16 protein-coding genes and 1 tRNA gene are annotated in these 17,115 nt (G+C 64.9%); 8 read left to right on the plus strand and 9 right to left on the minus strand.

Annotated features, from left to right (window positions below; genetic code table 11):
- Together LQ144_RS19130 and LQ144_RS19135 are read right to left on the minus strand one after the other, a co-directional pair.
- Positions 1–483 carry an FHA domain-containing protein gene (locus LQ144_RS19130; RefSeq protein WP_230120393.1) on the minus strand — a complete coding sequence of 161 codons (483 nt, stop codon included), beginning with the start codon at positions 481–483 and terminating at the stop codon, positions 1–3.
- A complete protein-coding gene (locus LQ144_RS19135; RefSeq protein WP_230120394.1) occupies positions 480–1,223 on the minus strand; it encodes a DUF3662 and FHA domain-containing protein in 744 nt (247 codons plus the stop codon). Before LQ144_RS19135 ends, LQ144_RS19130 begins: the two co-directional genes overlap by 4 nt.
- A gap of 387 nt (positions 1,224–1,610) precedes the next feature.
- Between LQ144_RS19135 and LQ144_RS19140 the strand changes: the two genes are divergently transcribed.
- Positions 1,611–1,693, plus strand: a tRNA-Leu gene (locus LQ144_RS19140).
- Positions 1,694–2,005: 312 nt separating this feature from the next.
- Here LQ144_RS19140 and LQ144_RS19145 read toward each other — a convergent pair.
- From LQ144_RS19145 to LQ144_RS19155, 3 genes are all read right to left on the minus strand, one after another.
- Positions 2,006–3,382 (minus strand): MFS transporter, encoded by a 1,377-nt coding sequence (locus tag LQ144_RS19145; protein WP_230120395.1) that lies wholly within the window; start codon positions 3,380–3,382, stop codon positions 2,006–2,008.
- Between the two features lie 172 nt (positions 3,383–3,554).
- A complete protein-coding gene (locus LQ144_RS19150) occupies positions 3,555–3,734 on the minus strand; it encodes a universal stress protein (protein WP_230120396.1) in 180 nt (59 codons plus the stop codon).
- Positions 3,735–3,920: 186 nt separating this feature from the next.
- Positions 3,921–4,892, minus strand: coding sequence for a 2-hydroxyacid dehydrogenase (locus tag LQ144_RS19155; protein ID WP_230120397.1), 972 nt, complete (start codon positions 4,890–4,892; stop codon positions 3,921–3,923).
- Positions 4,893–5,203: 311 nt separating this feature from the next.
- Here LQ144_RS19155 and LQ144_RS19160 point away from each other — a divergent pair, with 311 nt between their 5' ends.
- From LQ144_RS19160 to LQ144_RS19185, 6 genes are read left to right on the plus strand one after another with little or no spacing between them, the layout of a single operon-like run.
- On the plus strand, positions 5,204–6,763 hold the full coding sequence (locus LQ144_RS19160) for an ABC transporter substrate-binding protein (protein WP_230120398.1): 1,560 nt from the start codon (positions 5,204–5,206) through the stop codon (positions 6,761–6,763).
- 25 nt (positions 6,764–6,788) lie between these two features.
- Entirely contained in the window at positions 6,789–7,718 is a 930-nt protein-coding gene (locus LQ144_RS19165) for an ABC transporter permease (protein ID WP_230120399.1), read from the plus strand.
- Positions 7,719–7,726: 8 nt separating this feature from the next.
- Entirely contained in the window at positions 7,727–8,743 is a 1,017-nt protein-coding gene (locus LQ144_RS19170) for an ABC transporter permease (protein WP_230120400.1), read from the plus strand.
- On the plus strand, positions 8,740–9,906 hold the full coding sequence (locus LQ144_RS19175; protein WP_230120401.1) for an ABC transporter ATP-binding protein: 1,167 nt from the start codon (positions 8,740–8,742) through the stop codon (positions 9,904–9,906). Before LQ144_RS19170 ends, LQ144_RS19175 begins: the two co-directional genes overlap by 4 nt.
- Positions 9,899–10,954 carry an oligopeptide/dipeptide ABC transporter ATP-binding protein gene (locus tag LQ144_RS19180; protein WP_230120402.1) on the plus strand — a complete coding sequence of 352 codons (1,056 nt, stop codon included), beginning with the start codon at positions 9,899–9,901 and terminating at the stop codon, positions 10,952–10,954. Before LQ144_RS19175 ends, LQ144_RS19180 begins: the two co-directional genes overlap by 8 nt.
- Positions 10,951–11,676, plus strand: a complete 726-nt coding sequence (locus LQ144_RS19185; protein ID WP_230120403.1) for a sulfite exporter TauE/SafE family protein — start codon at positions 10,951–10,953, stop codon at positions 11,674–11,676. Before LQ144_RS19180 ends, LQ144_RS19185 begins: the two co-directional genes overlap by 4 nt.
- Here the strand turns inward: LQ144_RS19185 and LQ144_RS19190 are convergent.
- Entirely contained in the window at positions 11,669–12,649 is a 981-nt protein-coding gene (locus LQ144_RS19190; protein ID WP_230120404.1) for a 2-hydroxyacid dehydrogenase, read from the minus strand. The two genes, LQ144_RS19185 and LQ144_RS19190, sit on opposite strands and share 8 nt — an antisense overlap.
- Before the next feature lie 44 nt (positions 12,650–12,693).
- Positions 12,694–13,995, minus strand: coding sequence for a glucarate dehydratase family protein (locus LQ144_RS19195; RefSeq protein WP_230120405.1), 1,302 nt, complete (start codon positions 13,993–13,995; stop codon positions 12,694–12,696).
- A 121-nt stretch (positions 13,996–14,116) separates the two neighbouring features.
- Between LQ144_RS19195 and LQ144_RS19200 the strand changes: the two genes are divergently transcribed.
- Positions 14,117–15,028 (plus strand): LysR family transcriptional regulator, encoded by a 912-nt coding sequence (locus tag LQ144_RS19200; RefSeq protein WP_230120406.1) that lies wholly within the window; start codon positions 14,117–14,119, stop codon positions 15,026–15,028.
- A 73-nt stretch (positions 15,029–15,101) separates the two neighbouring features.
- Here LQ144_RS19200 and LQ144_RS19205 read toward each other — a convergent pair whose 3' ends face one another.
- Both LQ144_RS19205 and LQ144_RS19210 read right to left on the minus strand, forming a co-directional pair.
- Positions 15,102–15,797, minus strand: coding sequence for a FadR/GntR family transcriptional regulator (locus LQ144_RS19205; RefSeq protein ID WP_230120407.1), 696 nt, complete (start codon positions 15,795–15,797; stop codon positions 15,102–15,104).
- A gap of 10 nt (positions 15,798–15,807) precedes the next feature.
- Entirely contained in the window at positions 15,808–16,935 is a 1,128-nt protein-coding gene (locus LQ144_RS19210) for a mandelate racemase/muconate lactonizing enzyme family protein (protein ID WP_230120408.1), read from the minus strand.
- Positions 16,936–17,115: the final 180 nt, after the last annotated feature.

A 17,115-nucleotide genomic window follows, 5' to 3' on the forward strand; every position in this document is an offset into this window, starting at 1 on the left:
CTATGGCCTCAATTCGATGACCGTCTTGCCGATTCTCACGGGTACGCCGAGGTCCACTGGGAGGGCCCGGGTGAGCTGCTGGTCGGCCAGATAGGTGCCGTTCGTGGAGCCGAGGTCCTCAATGAACCAGCGGCTTCCCTGCGGGAAAAGCCGTGCATGCCTGCCGGAGGCGTAATCGTCCTCCAGCACCAGGGTGGCTTCCTGGGCTCTGCCCAGCAAGATTGGGCTGGCAGCCAGGGGGACGGTCCGGCCCTTGAGCGGGCCTTCCGTCACCACCAGCTGGCGGGCCTGCTGCTTCACCGGCGTAGGAGCCGGCTCGGCAAGGTCGGGGTTCTTGCGGACCTGCCTGGCCGTGGGGACGCCCGTGGCGGCCTTGCGGCCGATCATGAGGTCGCGGCGCATAGCAGAGACGATGCTGAAGATCAGAACCCAGAGAAGGAGCAGGAAACCGAAACGCAGGGCCGTGATGGTCAGTTCGCTCATGGGCGGCCGCCAGCGTTGGCCGGCAGGAGGCGGAAAATGATTTTGGTCCGTCCCATCGTGATGGTGGAGCCGTCGGTGAGCTCCATGCTGCCGGCCACTTTGTGTCCGTTGACGTAGCTGCCGTTGGTGGAACCCAGATCTACGGCCGTGGTGGTGCCGCCGGCTGTTTGGATTTCCAGGTGGCGGCGGGAGACTCCGGTGTCGTCCACGAGAATGTCAGCTTCTGATGAACGGCCAAGGACGATTGAGGGCGCGTTGAGTGAATACCGCTGGCCGTCGATGTCCAGGACGGGCTGCAGGCGGACGGGCTGGCGGCTGGGCGCAGCCGGAACGTTGGCGCGCAGCGGGGCCGCGGCAGCCGGGCCGGAAGCCTTTTCGGTCTTGGAGGTAATTTCGAAGTCTCCCGGACGGTGGGCTTCATCGCGACGGAACGAGATGCGGACCGGACCCTGCAGCGTGTAGCCCTGGCTGCGGACGTGGTTGATCACCACATCGCAGAGTTCCTCGGCCAGGGGCGTGCCCCATTCCTGGGCCCGCTGGAAGTCGTCATCGCTGAGCAGCACGTCGAAGACGTTGGGTGCCAGGGTTCGGCCGGCGGCAATCGTGATGGCCTTGTGGTCCACCTCGCGGCGGAGCCGGCTGGCGATTTCCACGGGCTCAACCTGGGCCTTGGAACCGGTGGAGAAGACGCCGCGGACGGCCTTCTCGATGCCGCGCTCGACTTTGTCAAGCAAACCCATGGTCCTCTCCTTTCCTTGCAGCCGCTGGGCGGCACACCTCGTGGAACTCATCTGGTAATGCAGGTCATAACAGAACAGTGAGCCCGCCGGGAAGCGGGCGCCTATACATCCGATACTACTTGCCACCCCTGTGAATGACCTTAATCCACAACGCGCCGGACGCTCGATTCGTTCATTCACGAACGCCCGGTGTTGCTGTGATCACGCGGGCATGCTCTGCGTTCGGCGGAGGAACAAGGGCGGATCACGCGCGCGTCCGCAGGTGGTTTGACGGCCCCAAAACGGCCGATTGGCATTTTGCCGTGATTGTCCGTTATGCTTGATCTCGCTGCTTTTACGAGGTTGCAACTCCGGGATTCGGAGCTGGAATCGAATGGAAGAAGATGCGCGCGAGTGGCGGAACGGCAGACGCGCTGGCTTCAGGTGCCAGTGTCCGAAAGGGCGTGGGGGTTCAAATCCCCCCTCGCGCACGCAATCAAGGAAAACCCCGGTCTTCGGACCGGGGTTTCTTTTTTGCCACAACGGTCTGTGGCTGGTCTGCGGCTGGCTCGTCTGCGGAGCCGTAGGCCTTGCCTCTACGACGGAGCCGCCGCTGCCGGACGGTAGGCGTGGCTGGGGTTTCAGCAGCCGTTCTCGTAACGTGTACGCCTCAGATCGATCGCGAGTCTCTTGGCTCCGGCCAGACGGCGGCCAGCGGGTCACTCTAGACCTACGGGCCCGGCAGCAGAGCTGCCGGACCCGGTCCGATTGAGGGTTTGGTTGAACGATTATTTGTTGACCGATTATTTGTTGACGGCGACCTTCGGCCGGGCATTCGCCTCAACGGGGGTTTCCCCTTCAGGCCGGGCCTCAGTTCCGTCCGGGGAGTTGGCGGCCTTGCGTTCCTTCAGGAAGTAGACGAGGCCGGCAGCCACCGTGGAGGCGGCGGCCAGGGCGAAGAGTCCCGGTACCACGCTTCCGGTCTGTTCCTTGATGATGCCGAATCCAAACGGGGCCACGAATCCGCCCAGATTGCCCAGGGAGTTGATGATGGCGATGGCGGGGGCGAGGACCAGCGGGTGCAGACCGGACTGGGGGATGGTCCAGAAAAGCGGCGAGGCGCTCTTGAAGCCCATGGCGGCGACGGCCAGGAATACCAGCGCCAGAACCGGGGTGGCGACGGCTGCCGCAAACGTTCCCACGGCTGCAACGAGCAGGGCAACCACGAGCAGGGGACGCTTGGATTTGGCTTTGTCCTGCCATTTGGCGGCGAAGTACATGGCGAAGACGGCGCAGACCCAGGGTATGGCCGAAAGGAAGCCGACGCTCAAGTCGGTGGTGCCGGGGATCTGCTTGACGATGCTGGGAAGCCAGAAGGTGTTGGCGTAGATGGAGAGCTGCACGGAGAAGTAGATGCCGCAAAGCAGGAGAATCTGCGGATTCAGGAGCATCTTCCAGCGGTTGACCTTGTCGCCGCTTCCGGCTGAGTGCTGGGCATCCTCACGGTCAATGGCGCCGGCGAGTGCGGATTTTTCCCCTGCCGTGAGCCATTTGGCATCTTGGATCCTGGCGTCGAGGACGAAGAATACGGCCATCCCGACCGTGACGGACAGCAGTCCCTCGAAGCCGAACAGCCATTGCCAGCCGCGCAGGCCCGCGACATCGTGGAGGCTGAGAAGCACTCCAGCGATCGGGCCGGACAGCGCCGCGGCGACTGACGATCCCGCGATGAAGACGGCGGTGGCCTTGCCCCGCTGGCCGGCCGGCACCCAGCGGGCGAAGTAGAAAATGACCGCGGGAAAGAACCCGGCTTCGGCTGCGCCCAGCAGGAACCGCAGAACGTAGAACATGGTCTCGTTCTGAACAAACACCATCAGGAAAGAGACGATGCCCCAGCTGATCATGATCCGGGTGAGCCAAATCTTGGCACCGAACTTCTCCATCATCACGTTGCTGGGAAGTTCGAAGATGGCGTAGGCGATGAAGAACAGCCCGGCTCCAAAGCCGTAGGCCGCGGCACCGATTCCGACGTCCGCCTGCAGGTGATCCTGGGCGTAGCCGATGTTGGAGCGGTTCAGCTGGTTACAGACGAGCATGACCAGCATGATGGGCAGCACTCGCCGGAAAAATTTCTTCGTGGCCGAAGCCAGATCCGTGACAGCGGTGTCTACAGACTGCATGGGAAAATCCTCTTTGATAGATCAACAAGCCTACGCTGCGGGGGCGGCCGGGAGGCCGGCCTTTGTGGTCCCCGCCACAGCTTCCCCTCGACTTTATTCAACCGCAGTGATGCACGTCCAACACATATTTTGCATTGCTTGATACCTCCAGGGCACTGTGCAGCCCCCTGGCTCAGATGCGCGGGCCGACGTCTGCTTTTACTGCCGTGACCGGGCAGCCAGCTTCCAGGATGACCCGCTGGGCAGTGCTGCCCAGGAAGAGCTTCCCCACCGGGGAGCGCCGCCGGACCCCGATCACTGTCAGCTCGACACCCTCCTCGTAGGAGGCGTCGATCATGCGGTCCAGCGTCATTGCCTTCGCTGGGGCGCAGTGAGGCCTGCACACCCGCTGCCGCTGCCGCGGCGATGGCGGCGCGGATGTCCGACTCCGCCTCGGCGGACACTTCGCCCGCGTCCGGGCCCATGATCTGCAGCGCGGTCCCTCGTAGTGCAGCCTCCTCGATGGCGGCACTGAGGGCCGCACGGCCCTCTTGGCTTGCTACGTAGCCGACTGCGACGCTGATGCCTGCACCGCCGTCAGGACCGAACCGGTGGCCACGAACTGCCGCAGGTTCGCGAGCGTCAGCTCTGCCATCGCCGCCCTCGTTTCGTGGGTCCCGCTCCCCAGGTGCGGCAGAAGGACCACATTTTCGAGGGCGAGGAGGTCTTCCGGGACCTTCGGCTCCTCCTCGAACACGTCCAGCCCTGCCCCTGCAAGCCGTCCGGCCAGGAGGGCAGCCACGAGGGCGTCCTCATCCACCACAGATCCTCGGGCAATGTTGATCAGGTAGCCGTCGGGCCCGATCGCACCGATGACGTTGGCATCCACGAGCCTGGCCGAACCGGGACCGCCGGCGGCGGCGACAATCAGTACGTCGCAACCGGCGGCAAGTTCGTGCGGGGACGCCTTGTACTCGTAGCTGACTCCGTCCACCGGATTGCGGCTGTGGTAGCTGATTTCGCAGTCGAAACCTTCCAGCCTGCGTGCGATGACCCGTCCGATCCGGCCCAGCCCGAGGATGCCCACCCTTTTGCCGCTGGCTTTGGTGGTCAGCGGGAAGTTGCCTTTGCTGAGCCAGTCGCCGCGGCGGACGAAGCGGTCCGCTGCGCCGACCCGGCGCAGGACGTCCAAGTACAGGGCGATGGCAGTGTCCGCCACACAGTCATTGAGGACATCGGGCGTGTTGCTGACGATGATGCCGCGCTGGGCAGCCTGGGCGACGTCGGTGGTGTCATAGCCGACACCGAAGTTGATGACCGCGCGAAGGTTGGGGAGCGCGTGCATCAGCTCCGTGCCGACGCCGAACTTTCCGGAAGTCACGGCCACCTCGAAAGACCCGCCGTGCAGCCTCAGGAACTCTTCCTGCTCGGAGGGCAAATCGGGAAGCCGCACGGCGCCGTATTCCCTTGTGATGGGTTCTTGAACGCTTGGCATGAGTGGCCCTACCTGGAGGACAGCGATGTTCTTCATAACTGCACCCTAGGATTCCGATTCATACGCGTCCAACATGTAAATGGCATAGTTCGATTCACGAAGTGAATTGATGGGACCACTCCGGCGGAACCACGCGGATTTCAGGCCAGCGTGGTGCCCATCACACACCCCGAGCGCCTCGCCGGCGCCCCTTCGGGCGCGGCTGGCGACCGCCACGAGCCTTGTGGAGCCTGTGGCCCTCAATTAGCTTGAGTCCAGCGCGGCCCCGAAAGCACCTGTTCTTGATGCCCTGCTCCACCGCTGCAAGAGCACCCCGCTGCCGCAAGTATCCAATCCGGAGGAATCCAATGACGTCTTCTTCAAAGCTCCCCTTTTCCGCTGGCTTGCTTAGGTGGCCAGCCCTTGCATCCGTCGCGGTGCTGGGCCTGAGCGGCTGTTCAGTTGCCAATTCCGACGCGGGCGCGGCTTCATCGAGCACGGTGCGCGTGGTCCTCGCCCAGGAACCGCCCACCCTCGAAGCCTGTGAATCGAACCTGACCTCCACCGGTGTTGTGGTGCGCTCGAATGTCACCGAGCCGCTGATCGAACGCAATCCCCAGAGCGGCGAGCTCGAGCCGAAGCTCGCCACAGAATGGAAAGCCACCACCGATAGGGAATGGACGCTGAAGCTGCGCGAAGGAGTCAAGTTCCAGGACGGCACGCCATTCAATGCCGAAGCCGCCGCCTTCACCATCGAAAGGGCGGTCAACTCCAAGCTGGGCTGCAACGTAGAGGGCTATGTCTTCGGCGATGCGGATCTCGCCGTGAAGGCCGTAAACGCCACTACCCTCACCGTCACCACACCGGAACCCGACCCCATCCTGCCGCTGCGCCTTTCGTTCCTTGAAGTGGTCCCGACGTCGACTAGCGCCACGGAGAAGGTCCGTGAGCCGATCGGCACCGGTCCCTACAAGATCGAGAAGTGGGACGCCGGCCAGAAGATCACGCTGTCCAGCTGGGACGGCTACTGGGGGGCCAAGCCCGCCTATGCCAAGGCCGAGTACCAGTGGCGTTCCGAAAGTTCGGTGCGGGCGGCCATGATCACCAGCGGCGAAGCTGACGTCGCGATGGGGCTTAGCCCGGACGACAACATCGGTGACCTCGGCGTCGACTACCCGAACAACGAGACAGTGGCCCTGCGGCTCGACGCCAACGAAGCACCGCTCAGTGACATCCGCGTCCGCCAGGCCATCAACTTCGCCATCGACAAGGAAGGAATCGTCAACTCGCTCTACCAGGGCAAGCACCAGGTGGCAGCCCAGTTGGTTCCTAAAGGCATCGTGGGGCACAACGACGCACTGAAGGGCTGGCCGTTCGACCTGGACAAGGCGAAGTCCCTTGTTGCCGAAGCCAAGGCCGACGGCGTTGACACGTCCGCGCAGATCTCGCTGGTAGTCCGCAGCGCCCAGTTCCCCAAGATCACTGAACTGGGCCAGGTGCTGCAGGAGCAACTGAGCCAGGCCGGCTTGAACGTAAAGCTCAAAATGCTGGAAACCAGCCAGCACCTGACCTATCAGGTCCGCCCCTTCGCAAAAGATGAAGGCGCAGTGGCGCTGATGACACAGCACGGAAACCAGGCCGGCGATGCCGCCTTCACTGTGGACCAGTACATGCTGTCCACCGGAGCCCAGAGCTACTTCGGCACCCCCGAGTTCGACGCCATGATCAAGAAGGCGGACGCGGCATCGGGCGACGAACGGAAGAAGGACTTCGAGGAGATCTTTGCCTACCAAAACGACAAGGTTGTCCAGTTCGCCCACATCTCGCACCAGACCGGCATCATCGGCAAGGCCAAGTCCGTGAACTACACGCCCAACTCGTCCAGTGGCGATGAGTTGCGTGTTTCGGAAATGACCCCGGCAAGCTAACCCGGCTCCGGGAGGAAGGACAGCCATGCTGATCTACTTGAGAAAGCGGATTGCCTCGAGCGCATTGCCGTTGATGGTGGTGATCGTCGGTGTGTTCGCGCTGGCCAGGATGACGGGAAATCCTGCCAGTCTGTACCTGCCGCTGAATGCCACGCAACAGATGCGCGATGCCTTCAGTGCGCGCAATGGTTTGGACCAGCCGCTGCCGGTGCAGATGGCCGACTACTTCGGCGGTGTGCTCCGGCTCGATTTCGGCCAGTCGCTGCGCACGGGGCAGGACGCGGCCGCCATGGCGCTGCGTGCCTTTCCTGCCACCTTGCAGCTTGCCGCCACCACCATGGTGCTGGCCATCCTGCTGGCCCTGGTGGTGGGTTGCTGGGCGGCATTAAAGCCGAACGGCATTGCGGACCGTATCTCAAGTTTCGTCTCGATGGCTGCCGCTTCCATCCCGGATTTCTGGCTGGCAATCGTGGGAATCTGGGTGTTCGCCATCACCTTGGGCTGGCTTCCGACATCAGGCGTGTCGGGAGCCGGTGCCTGGGTGCTGCCCATCGCCACGCTGCTCCTGCGGCCGTTCGGTGTGCTGGTCCAGATAGTCCGCGGTTCCATGGTCTCCGCGCTTTCTGAGCCCTACATCAAGCTGGCCCGCAGCCGTGGAGCAGGCGAACTCCGGGTCGTTACGCATCACGCGCTGCGTAATGCGGCCGCCCCCGCGCTGACCGTGGCCGGGGACCTGACGGTGGGCCTGGTCAACGGCGCCGTTGTGGTGGAAACCATTTTCGGCTGGCCGGGCATCGGGAAGCTCATGATCGATTCGATCCTGCAGCGGGACTTCGCTGTCCTGCAAGCAGCCGTCCTGCTCACCGCTGTCGCGATCTTCGCCCTGAATATCCTCATCGACATGGGTTATGCGCTGCTGGACGCACGCGTCCGTCCCGTCACGGTAAAGGCTTAGGAGTAGCCATGAAGAGTTCATTGACTGAAGGTGCGGCTCGGGCGCAGCTGCCGGCGGCCCTCCCGGAAGGAAATAGCGACGGTACGAGCAATGGTAAGAAGGACAGCAAGCAGGATGGAAAGCTCAGTCTCTTCCGCCTCCTGCTCAAGGACCGCTTTGCCACCGTCTCGGCACTGGTCCTTATCCTCATCGGCCTGACAGCCCTCATCGGCCCTGCCCTGATGGGCGATCTGGCCACCAAGCAGAACCTGTTGTTCGCCAACAAAGCACCCTTCACCTTCGCGCACGGCTGGGAATACTTCCTCGGCAGCGATTCCCTGGGCCGCAGCATGCTGGCCCGGCTGGTGGTAGCCAGCCGTACCACCTTCTCCGTCGCCTTGCCTGCGGTGGCAGTGGCCCTCATTGTTGGCTCCCTCTGGGGCGTTTGGGCCGGGTACCACCGGGGCTGGCGTGAGAACGTGTCCATGCGCATCGCCGACGTGATCATGAGTTTCCCGTCCCTGCTGCTCGCCGTCGTCGTGCTTTACGTGTTCAGCCCCAGCTCAGCGAACATCGTGCTGATTTTGGCCCTCACCCGCATTCCCATTTACCTGCGGACGGCGCGCGCCGAATCGGCCGAGCTCCAGAGCCGGACGTTTGTGGATGCGGCGCGCACGTTCGGTGCCAAGCCGAATGCGATCATCGTCCGGCACGTCATTCCCGTGGTGCTGCCGACGCTGCTGACGCTGGCTACGCTCGAGTGTTGTTACGTGATGCTGGCCGAGTCCTCGCTGAGCTTCCTGGGCATCGGCATTCAGCCGCCGGATGTCAGTTGGGGCCTGATGGTCTCCCAAGGCCGACAGTATCTGCAGACCGCGTGGTGGCTGTCGATTTTCCCCGGCGTCGCCATCGTGGTCACCACCATCGCGGCCAACGTCCTTGCCGCCTGGCTGCGGATCGCCACCGATCCGGCCCAGCGCTGGCGCCTCGCACTTCCCCGCAAGCGGCTGATCGCCCGCATCCCAGCCAAGGAGACACAGCCGTGAAAACAGCTACCGACCCAGCACCCGCAAAACGCTCGCGTGCCGCAGCCGCAGCCGCAGCCGCAGGCACAGCAACAGGGCAGGCGAAGGCACACGACGTCGTCCTTAAGGTCCGCGACCTTGCGGTGGACATCCGCACGCACCGCGGCACCGTGCGCGCCGTCAACAGTGTGGCCTTCGAAGCCAGGGCCGGAGAAACCCTGGCGCTGCTCGGGGAATCCGGCTGCGGAAAATCCATGACGGCCAAGGCACTGGCCGGGATCATGGACCCCGTCTGCGATCTGGCCGACGGCGAGATCAACCTCAACGGCACCGATCTCGCTGCCCTCACTCCCAAGCAACGGCTCAAGTTTGCCGGGCCCGAGCTGGGCATCGTCTTCCAGGACGCCCTGACTGCCCTGAACCCCGTTTATACGGTTGGCACCCAACTCGGCGAGGCCTTCCGCATCCACCGCGGCCTGAGTGCCAAGGAGGCCCGGGTTGAGGCGATTGATCTGATGAAGCGCGTGGGAATCCCTGAACCGGAGTCCCGGGTCAACTCCTACCCGCACCAGTTCTCCGGTGGCATGCGCCAGCGCATCCTCATCGCCATGGCCGTGGCCCTCAATCCCCGCCTGCTGATCGCCGATGAACCCACCACCGCCCTGGACGTCACGGTCCAGGCGCAAATCATGCAGCTGCTCCGGAAGCTCCGCGAAGAGGGCCAGATGGCTGTCATCCTGATCACCCACGACCTCGCGGTGGTGGCTGAGGAGGCCGATTCCGTGGCTGTAATGTACGCCGGCAACGTAGTGGAGAGCGGGCCGGTCTTCGAAGTCTTCGCCGACCCCCGCCATCCCTACACCAAGGGGCTGCTGGAATCGGTGCCGGTCCACCTGGAGCGCGGCGCACAGCTCAAGTCCATTGCTGGCAGCCCGCCGGAGCTCCACGACATCCCCGCCGGATGTGTCTATCAGTCCCGATGCCCGTTGGTCCAGGAAATCTGCTGTGCGGAACGGCCGGCGCTCCGTCCGGTCAGTGGTGCGGGCACCGGTCCGGTCGGCGGTGCGGTCACCGGACTTGGCGCCGCTGTCACGGGCAGCGCTTTGAACGTCCCTTCCGGCAACGAGCCGCGGCCTGCCCGCGCCGCCGCCTGCCACTTCAGCGAGGAGATCAACAATGTCTGAGCCGCTTCTGAAAATTGATGGCCTGACCAAGACGTTCCACGTGGCCAAGAGCGCCAGCGGCAATACGCGGCTCAAGGCCCTGGACGGGATCAGCCTGACCGTTGGCCGCGGTGAAACGCTGGGCCTGGTGGGTGAGTCCGGCTGCGGCAAGTCCACCCTGGCCCGGACCCTGATGATGCTGGAAACCCCGGATGAAGGGGCTGTCAGTTTTGAAGGGACCAATCCTTTCGGGCTCCGCGGGAAGGAGCTGCTGAGCTGGCGACGGCGGGTGCAGATGGTTTTCCAGGACCCGTTCGCCTCGCTGAATGCCCGGATGAACGCAGGGGACATCATCACCGAGCCGTGGGCCACCCACCGTGGCCTCTACCCGACGTCCAGGGAACGCGAAGCCCGGGTCCGCGAACTGCTGCACATGGTGGGTCTGCGACCCTCGGATGCATGCAAGTCGCCGCAGGAGTTCTCCGGCGGCCAGCGCCAGCGCATCGGAATTGCCCGGGCCCTGGCCCTGAACCCCGATGTCATCATCCTCGATGAGCCGGTCTCGGCCTTGGACCTTTCCGTCCAGGCACAGGTCCTTAATCTGCTCAATGAGCTCCAGCAGGAGCTCGGGGTCTCCTACATCTTCATCTCGCACGACCTGACCGTGGTCCGCCACGTGGCAGACAGGGTCGCGGTGATGTATCTCGGACGGATCATCGAGACGGGAGCCACGGAAGAGGTCTTTGACCATCCACGGCACCCCTACACGGCTGCCCTGATGTCGGCGTCCCCGAAGCTCGACGTCAGCGGTGCGAAGCAGGACAGGATTGTCCTCGAAGGTGAGTTGCCCTCTCCGTTGGATCCGCCGTCGGGCTGCCGCTTCCGGACGCGGTGCTGGCAAGCCCAGGACATCTGCAGTGAGGTTGCGCCGGAACCGCAGGTCCTCTCGGCCCTCGGTACGCGGCACGTTGCAGAGTGCCACTTCCCGCTCGATTCCATCAAGGGCCTGAAGGCCACCAGCGCCTCCGTCCCTATCGCGACTGCGCCTGCCACCGCCTCCGCCCCGTGACGGGTGCCGAATACGCCATCATTGCCGGGGTGATCTTCCTGGCCGCGTGCCTGCAGGCATCCAGCGGATTCGGCATGGGCATGCTGGCGGCGCCGGTGATCGCGATGGTGGATCCGGCGCTGCTGCCGGCCACGCTGATCCTCCTCGCGTTTCTGGTCACCGTGATGGTGACGGTGCGGGAGCGGCAAAGCCTGGATTTGCGGGGCGCAGGCTGGGCGCTGGTGGGCCGGGTTCCCGGAAGCTTCCTCGGCGCGTGGCTGGTGGCCGCCCTGTCCAAGGAAGGCCTTGCCTGGATGGTCGTGGCCGTAGTGCTGACCGGACTGGTGCTGGCAGGCCGCGGCTGGGCGCCCCGGCCTGTCCGGGTAAACCTGATCGCGGCAGGCGCGGCGTCCGGCGTCATGGGAACGGCCACGTCGATTGGCGGCCCGCCTATGGCGTTGGTCTGGCAAGGCCACGATGGACCCCGGCTGCGCGCCACCATGAGCGCATTCTTTATGGTGGGTTCGTCGATTTCCATGATGATGCTCTGGATCGCCGGTGCGGTCTCGGCCGAAATGCTGGTGTTGGCGATGTGGATGGTACCGGCGGCTGTGGGCGGCTACGCGGCTTCCCGGTTTGTTAACCGCTTCCTCAACGCGGTGCGCCTCAAGGCCCTGGCCCTGGGGGCGTCGGCGCTGGGTAGCGTCCTGCTGATCGTGCAGCTGGTCCTGGCAACTACGTAGCCGGAACCGGCCGCGGCACCAGGTTCAGAAGTTTCCCTGCGCGGGCCAGTCGCCCGATGTTGGCGGCAATGTCCGCTGCCCTGCGTTCAAAAGTGACCCGTGCATGGCCCGAATGGTGCGGCGTCAGTACGGTGTTCTCCAGCGCCGCGAAAGGCAGTTCTGCCGGCGGGACCACACCGTCCGCGGGCGACCCCCACCAGACGTCGAGGCCTGCTCCGGCGATGCGGCGTTCCTTCAGGGCTGCGTAGAGCGCGGCCTGGTCAACCACGGGACCGCGGGCCACATTAATGAGGAACGCCGAGCGTTTCATGCTGGCCAGTTCAGTGGTCCCGATCATTCCCTCCGTTCCGGGATCCAGCGGCACCGTCACCACAACGATGTCCGACGCGGCCAGAAGCCTGTGGAGCTCGTGGTTTCCTCCGACCCAGTCGAGGCGGACCCCCTCCGGAAGAGGGGCCGAAGGGTTGCGCCGGACAGCCCGGACCTTCATGCCCAGCATTCCGCCGACTCGGGCCACCTCGGCGCCGATGGAGCCCAGGCCCACCAGCCCCAGCGTCAGGTCGGCGAGAACGGGATGGAAAGGCACGTCGTCGTCCGTTGCGATGGTGCGCCACTTTCCTTGGCGGACCTCCCGGTCGGCGGCAGCCACATTGCGCGAAAGCATGAGCGTGACCATCATGACGTGCTCGGCGATGGGCCGTGCGTGGTGGAAGGTGTTGGCCACCTGAGCCGACGGCGCCAGATGAGGGAAAGAAATCTTGTCGTAGCCTGCGCCCGTGACATGCACCAGCCGCACGCGGCCGGCAGCCTCCGCTTCCGCGGGGCCGAGGGAGGAGCAAACCACGACGTCGGCACCCGCGAGGGCGGTAAGCCGGCGTTCGGGAGTCCAAGCCGCAGCCATGTCCCAGTGGTAGGCGCCGCCGTCGGCCCTTAGCCGGTCCTCGAAGCGGCTGATGATAGGGTCCGTGACCACGATCTTCAGCGATTGCACGCCGCCCGAAGCCCGCTCCCCGGCGTTTACCACCGGGGGCTCTGAAGCTCATAGGAGGGTTGGAGCCGCTGCATGTAGCCAGTGTCATCCCGGCTCCTGATCCCGCAGTCCAGGTACTGGCGGTGCAGGCGATCCAGGGCGTCGCGGTCTACCTCGACCCCCAGGCCCGGGCCGGTGGGGACCTTGACGGCGCCGTCCTTGAACGTGAACACGCCGCCGGCAATGACGTCCTCCGACGGGTCCTTCCACGGCCAGTGGGTGTCGGACGCATAGTCGAGGTTGGGGGTTGCCGCCGCCAAATGGACCATGGCGGCAAGGCTGATGCCCAGATGGGAATTCGAGTGCATTGACAGCCCCAGGCCGAACGTTTCGGTGATGCCGGCCAGGAACTGGGTTCGGCGGAGGCCGCCCCAGAAGTGGTGGTCCGAGAGGATGACATCCACTGCGCCGGCAGCCACGGCGGGCGCCACGTCCGCGAAGCTGACCACGCACATGTTCGTGGCCAGCGGCATGCCCACCTCACGGCGCACGGCCGCCATGCCATCAATGCCGGGCGTGGGGTCCTCGAGGTACTCCAGAACGCCGTGCAATTCCTTGCCCACGCGAATGGAGGTCTCCACCGTCCACGCACCGTTAGGATCAATGCGGAGCGGCAGGTCGGGGAATTCCGCACGGAGGGCCTGGATGGCCGCGATCTCTTCTTCCGGTGCGAAGACGCCGGCCTTGAGTTTAAGGGCGGTGAAACCGTAGCGGTCCACCATGGTCCGGGCCTGCTTCACGATCCCGGCAGGGTCCAAGGCCGCACCCCAGCCATCGTCCTCCTGGCCGGGGTGGCCCGCCCACTTGTAGAACAGGTACCCGCTGAACTGCACAGAGTCTCGGACAGCGCCGCCTAGGAGGTCGCTGACCGGCCGGCCGAGGAGTTTGCCCTGGATATCCAAGGCTGCGACGTCGAACGCGGACAGCACGCGGTCAGCTGTGCTCGAGCCGGTCACCATGCCGCTCATGCCGTGGCCGCCCTGGATGTTGTCCTGCTGCAGTGCCTCGGTGATCCGGCTGCGCAGCCGGTTGATGTTGAAAATGTCCGTCCCGGGCAGGGCGGCAGCTGCGAGCTGGAGCCGGGCAATGTGGCCGGCGTCGCCGTAGGTTTCACCGAAGCCAGATACGCCGGCGTCCGTCTGGACCTCCACGATGGCCCGCAGCGCGAACGGTTCGTGGACGCCGACGGTGTTCAGGAGCGGTGGGTCCTTGAAGGCCACCGGGGTGATGAAGACGCCCGTTATCCTGGCCTGGTCGACGTACTGGGCGGGATCGTATGCCTGGTCCACTGCGCTGTGCTCCTTGGGTTGGCTCGGGGTTGATTTACCTGCTCCGTTCCCCGACCATAAGGGGAGTCATCGATCCACGTCCAAGCTAATTTGCGCACTCAACAATTCAGTAAAGGTATGAATGTTTTCCCTACCCCAGTTAGAAGCGTTCGTGGCCGTCGCTGAAGAGCTTCACTTCGGCGCTGCGGCGGAGCGGCTCAACATGACGCAGCCGCCGTTGAGCCGCCAGATACAGATGCTGGAGAAGAAGCTGGGAGCCCAGCTCTTCGGCCGCACCAGCAGGAAGGTGGAGTTGACCGCCGCCGGCGCCACCCTGCTTCCGCGGGCACGGCAGATCCTGGACATGTGCATCAAGACGGACCTGGATGTCCGCCGGGTCTCGTCCGGCGAAGCGGGCGCCATCACTGTGGGGTACACGGCCATAGCCGGGCAGAGCGCGCTGCCGCTGATGCTGCGGCGAGCCGCGGAGGGAATGCCGGGGGTGTCCTTTGTACTCCGGGAACTGGTCTCAACGGACCAGATGGACGGCCTGGTGAAGGGCAGCGTGGACATCGGCCTGCTGCGGCCCATCGTGGCCCGGCCGGGCGTAGTGTCCCGGCCGCTCATGCAGGACCGTCTGGTGGTGGCGCTGCCCGAGGGCAGTTCGTTGCTGGGCAACATGGCGGCGCCGCAGGGGGAGTCGCTGCCACTCGGGTCCCTGGACAGGCTTCCGTTGCTGATGTACTCCACCAAGGAGGCCCGTTATTTCCATGACCTGGTGCTCCGGCTGTTCGCCAGCGCCGGCGCCCACGCCAACATCACCCAGTACGCCAGCCAGGTTCCCGCTCTCCTGGCCTTCGTCCAAGCCGGGCTTGGTGTGACACTTGTCCCCGCCTCGGCAATGGCTTTCGCCCCCACAGGAGTGGAATTCCATGAGATCGACGGACGGCACGGCATTCAGGAGCTGAACCGGGTGGACTTGGAGCTGGCATGGAACGAAGAAACAGCCAACCCCGCGGTCCTTCGGCTTCTGAAGCTGATCGAGACGTTCTGACCGGCCCGGCTGGCGCCTGGCGGGTCCTGATCGGCCCGTCCTGACTGGGTACGCCCTGACCGGCAGGCCGGAACTACTGGCGTCCGGCCCGGAGCCGTCGCCGTGAGTTAGCGAGGTGGCTGCGCATGGCAGCCGACGACGACGATTCGTCACCATCTGCGATGGCGGCATAGATGGATCCGTGCTCGTGAACCACCTGCTCGAAGTGGTCCCGGGCGTAGTGCTCGGTTCCGGTCATCAGCCGCGTCCGGGGCATGGCGATCATGGTCTGCCCGAGGGAGGCCAAGCAGTCGGAGTAGAACGGGTTGCCTGAGGCTGCGGCGATGGCTCGGTGGAACTCGTAGTCCGCCTTCATGGCGTGCGCCGGGTGCTCCACGCCGGCCGTGAAGTCCTCGAGCGCGTTCAACATTGCCTTGAGTTGGCGGTCGGTGCGGTTCCCGGCGGCGAGGGCGGCGGCCTCGGACTCGACGCCGATTCGGAACTCCAGCAGGTGAATCCGGTCTTCCATGGTGACCACAGCCCTGGTGCCGTTTGCCGCCGTCGGGCCGTCCGGGGGCGGGGACAGCGCGAAGCTGCCCCGCCCGCGTTCGGTCTCCACGAGTCCCTCCGCCTGAAGGCGGGTAAGAGCGGCCCGGACCACGGTGCGGCTCACGCCAAACTCGCCGATCAGCGTGTTTTCGCTCGGTAGCTTGTCCCCGGGCTGGATGTCGCCGTCGACTATGCGGTTGCGAAGATCGGCGGCGAGGTCCGCGGTCAGGTTCCGGCTCATGGCTTCAAGATTACGCGCCGAACTCCACTGTCTCGGTGGTCCAGGCGCGGGCCTGGTCACTGAGGCTCACGCCGAGGCCGGGGCGGTCTGGGACGATCATGCGGCCGTTCTTGGTTTCGAGGCGCTCGTTGAACAGCGGGTCCAGCCAGTCGAAGTGCTCCACCCACGGCTCGCGCGGGTAGGCGGCGGCGAGGTGCAGGTGGATCTCCATGGCGAAGTGCGGTGCCAAGCCCAGACCGCGTTCGTCCGCGAGGGCGGCGAGGCGGAGGAACTGGGTGATGCCGCCGACGCGGGGAGCGTCGGGCTGGATGATGTCGCAGCCGTTGGCGTTGATGAGGCCCTTGTGTTCGGCTACCGAGGCCAGCATCTCGCCTGTGGCGATGGGCGTGTCCAGGACGGCGGCGAGGTGGGCGTGGCCCTCGAAGTCGTATGCGTCCAGCGGCTCTTCGATCCACACGAGGTTGAACTCCTCGAGCTGGCGGCCCATGCGCAGCGCGGTGGCGCGGTCCCACTGCTGGTTGGCGTCCACCATGAGCGGAACGTCCCAGCCGATGTGTTCGCGGATCCCGGCGACGCGGCGCAGGTCCTCCTTGCTGTCCGGGAGTCCGACCTTGATCTTGATGCCGCCGATGCCTTCGTGGATGGACTGGGTGGCACGTGCCTTGACCTCATCCAAGGTCGCGTTGAGGAAGCCGCCTGAGGTGTTGTAGGTCTGCACGGAGTCACGGTACGAGCCCAGGAGTTTGGCCAAGGGCAGGCCGGCACGCTTGGCCTTGAGATCGTAGAGGGCGATGTCGATGGCGGCCAAGGCCTGGGTGGCTACGCCGGAGCGGCCAACGGATGCCCCGGCCCAGAGGAGTTTGGTGTAGATCTTGCCGATGTCGTTGGGGTCCTCGCCGATGATGCCATCGGCAACTTCTTTGGCGTGGGCGTACTGGGCAGGCCCGCCGGCTCGCTTGGAGTAGCTGAAGCCAATTCCGCTGTGGCCCTGTTCGGTGGTGATCTCGGCGAAGAGGAAGACTACCTCGGTCATGGGTTTCTGACGGCCGGTGAAGACCTTGGCGTCGCTGATGGGAACGGCCAGCGGGAGCCTCGCAGTGGAAAGTTTGACGTGCCGGATCAGGTCGACGGTGCTCATGGGTTCTCCTTGGAAGCGGAAGGGGGCAACATCGCCCGCAGGTCTTATGCTACAAGTAGCGAACTTGTATTACAAGTTCCTCTCGATGGACCCGACCATTGGAGGTGCCGAAGCCGAAGAGTTCGCATGCCAGGACCGCCGGGTGGGTGGCCGTTTTATGTTCGGTGGTGGTGGTTGCGT

It is taken from the genome of Arthrobacter sp. Bi83 (genome assembly GCF_918698095.1).
In the GTDB taxonomy this organism is placed as follows: domain Bacteria; phylum Actinomycetota; class Actinomycetes; order Actinomycetales; family Micrococcaceae; genus Arthrobacter.

What these genes read in the sequence shown, in the direction of transcription:
- LQ144_RS19130 (WP_230120393.1), bottom strand. Translation starts at nt 483, where the DNA reads ATGAGCGAACTGACCATCACGGCCCTGCGTTTCGGTTTCCTGCTCCTT.
- LQ144_RS19135 (WP_230120394.1), bottom strand. Translation starts at nt 1,223, where the DNA reads ATGGGTTTGCTTGACAAAGTCGAGCGCGGCATCGAGAAGGCCGTCCGC.
- LQ144_RS19145 (WP_230120395.1), bottom strand. Translation starts at nt 3,382, where the DNA reads ATGCAGTCTGTAGACACCGCTGTCACGGATCTGGCTTCGGCCACGAAG.
- LQ144_RS19150 (WP_230120396.1), bottom strand. Translation starts at nt 3,734, where the DNA reads ATGACGCTGGACCGCATGATCGACGCCTCCTACGAGGAGGGTGTCGAG.
- LQ144_RS19155 (WP_230120397.1), bottom strand. Translation starts at nt 4,892, where the DNA reads ATGAAGAACATCGCTGTCCTCCAGGTAGGGCCACTCATGCCAAGCGTT.
- LQ144_RS19160 (WP_230120398.1), top strand. Translation starts at nt 5,204, where the DNA reads ATGACGTCTTCTTCAAAGCTCCCCTTTTCCGCTGGCTTGCTTAGGTGG.
- LQ144_RS19165 (WP_230120399.1), top strand. Translation starts at nt 6,789, where the DNA reads ATGCTGATCTACTTGAGAAAGCGGATTGCCTCGAGCGCATTGCCGTTG.
- LQ144_RS19170 (WP_230120400.1), top strand. Translation starts at nt 7,727, where the DNA reads ATGAAGAGTTCATTGACTGAAGGTGCGGCTCGGGCGCAGCTGCCGGCG.
- LQ144_RS19180 (WP_230120402.1), top strand. Translation starts at nt 9,899, where the DNA reads ATGTCTGAGCCGCTTCTGAAAATTGATGGCCTGACCAAGACGTTCCAC.
- LQ144_RS19200 (WP_230120406.1), top strand. Translation starts at nt 14,117, where the DNA reads ATGTTTTCCCTACCCCAGTTAGAAGCGTTCGTGGCCGTCGCTGAAGAG.
- LQ144_RS19205 (WP_230120407.1), bottom strand. Translation starts at nt 15,797, where the DNA reads ATGAGCCGGAACCTGACCGCGGACCTCGCCGCCGATCTTCGCAACCGC.
- LQ144_RS19210 (WP_230120408.1), bottom strand. Translation starts at nt 16,935, where the DNA reads ATGAGCACCGTCGACCTGATCCGGCACGTCAAACTTTCCACTGCGAGG.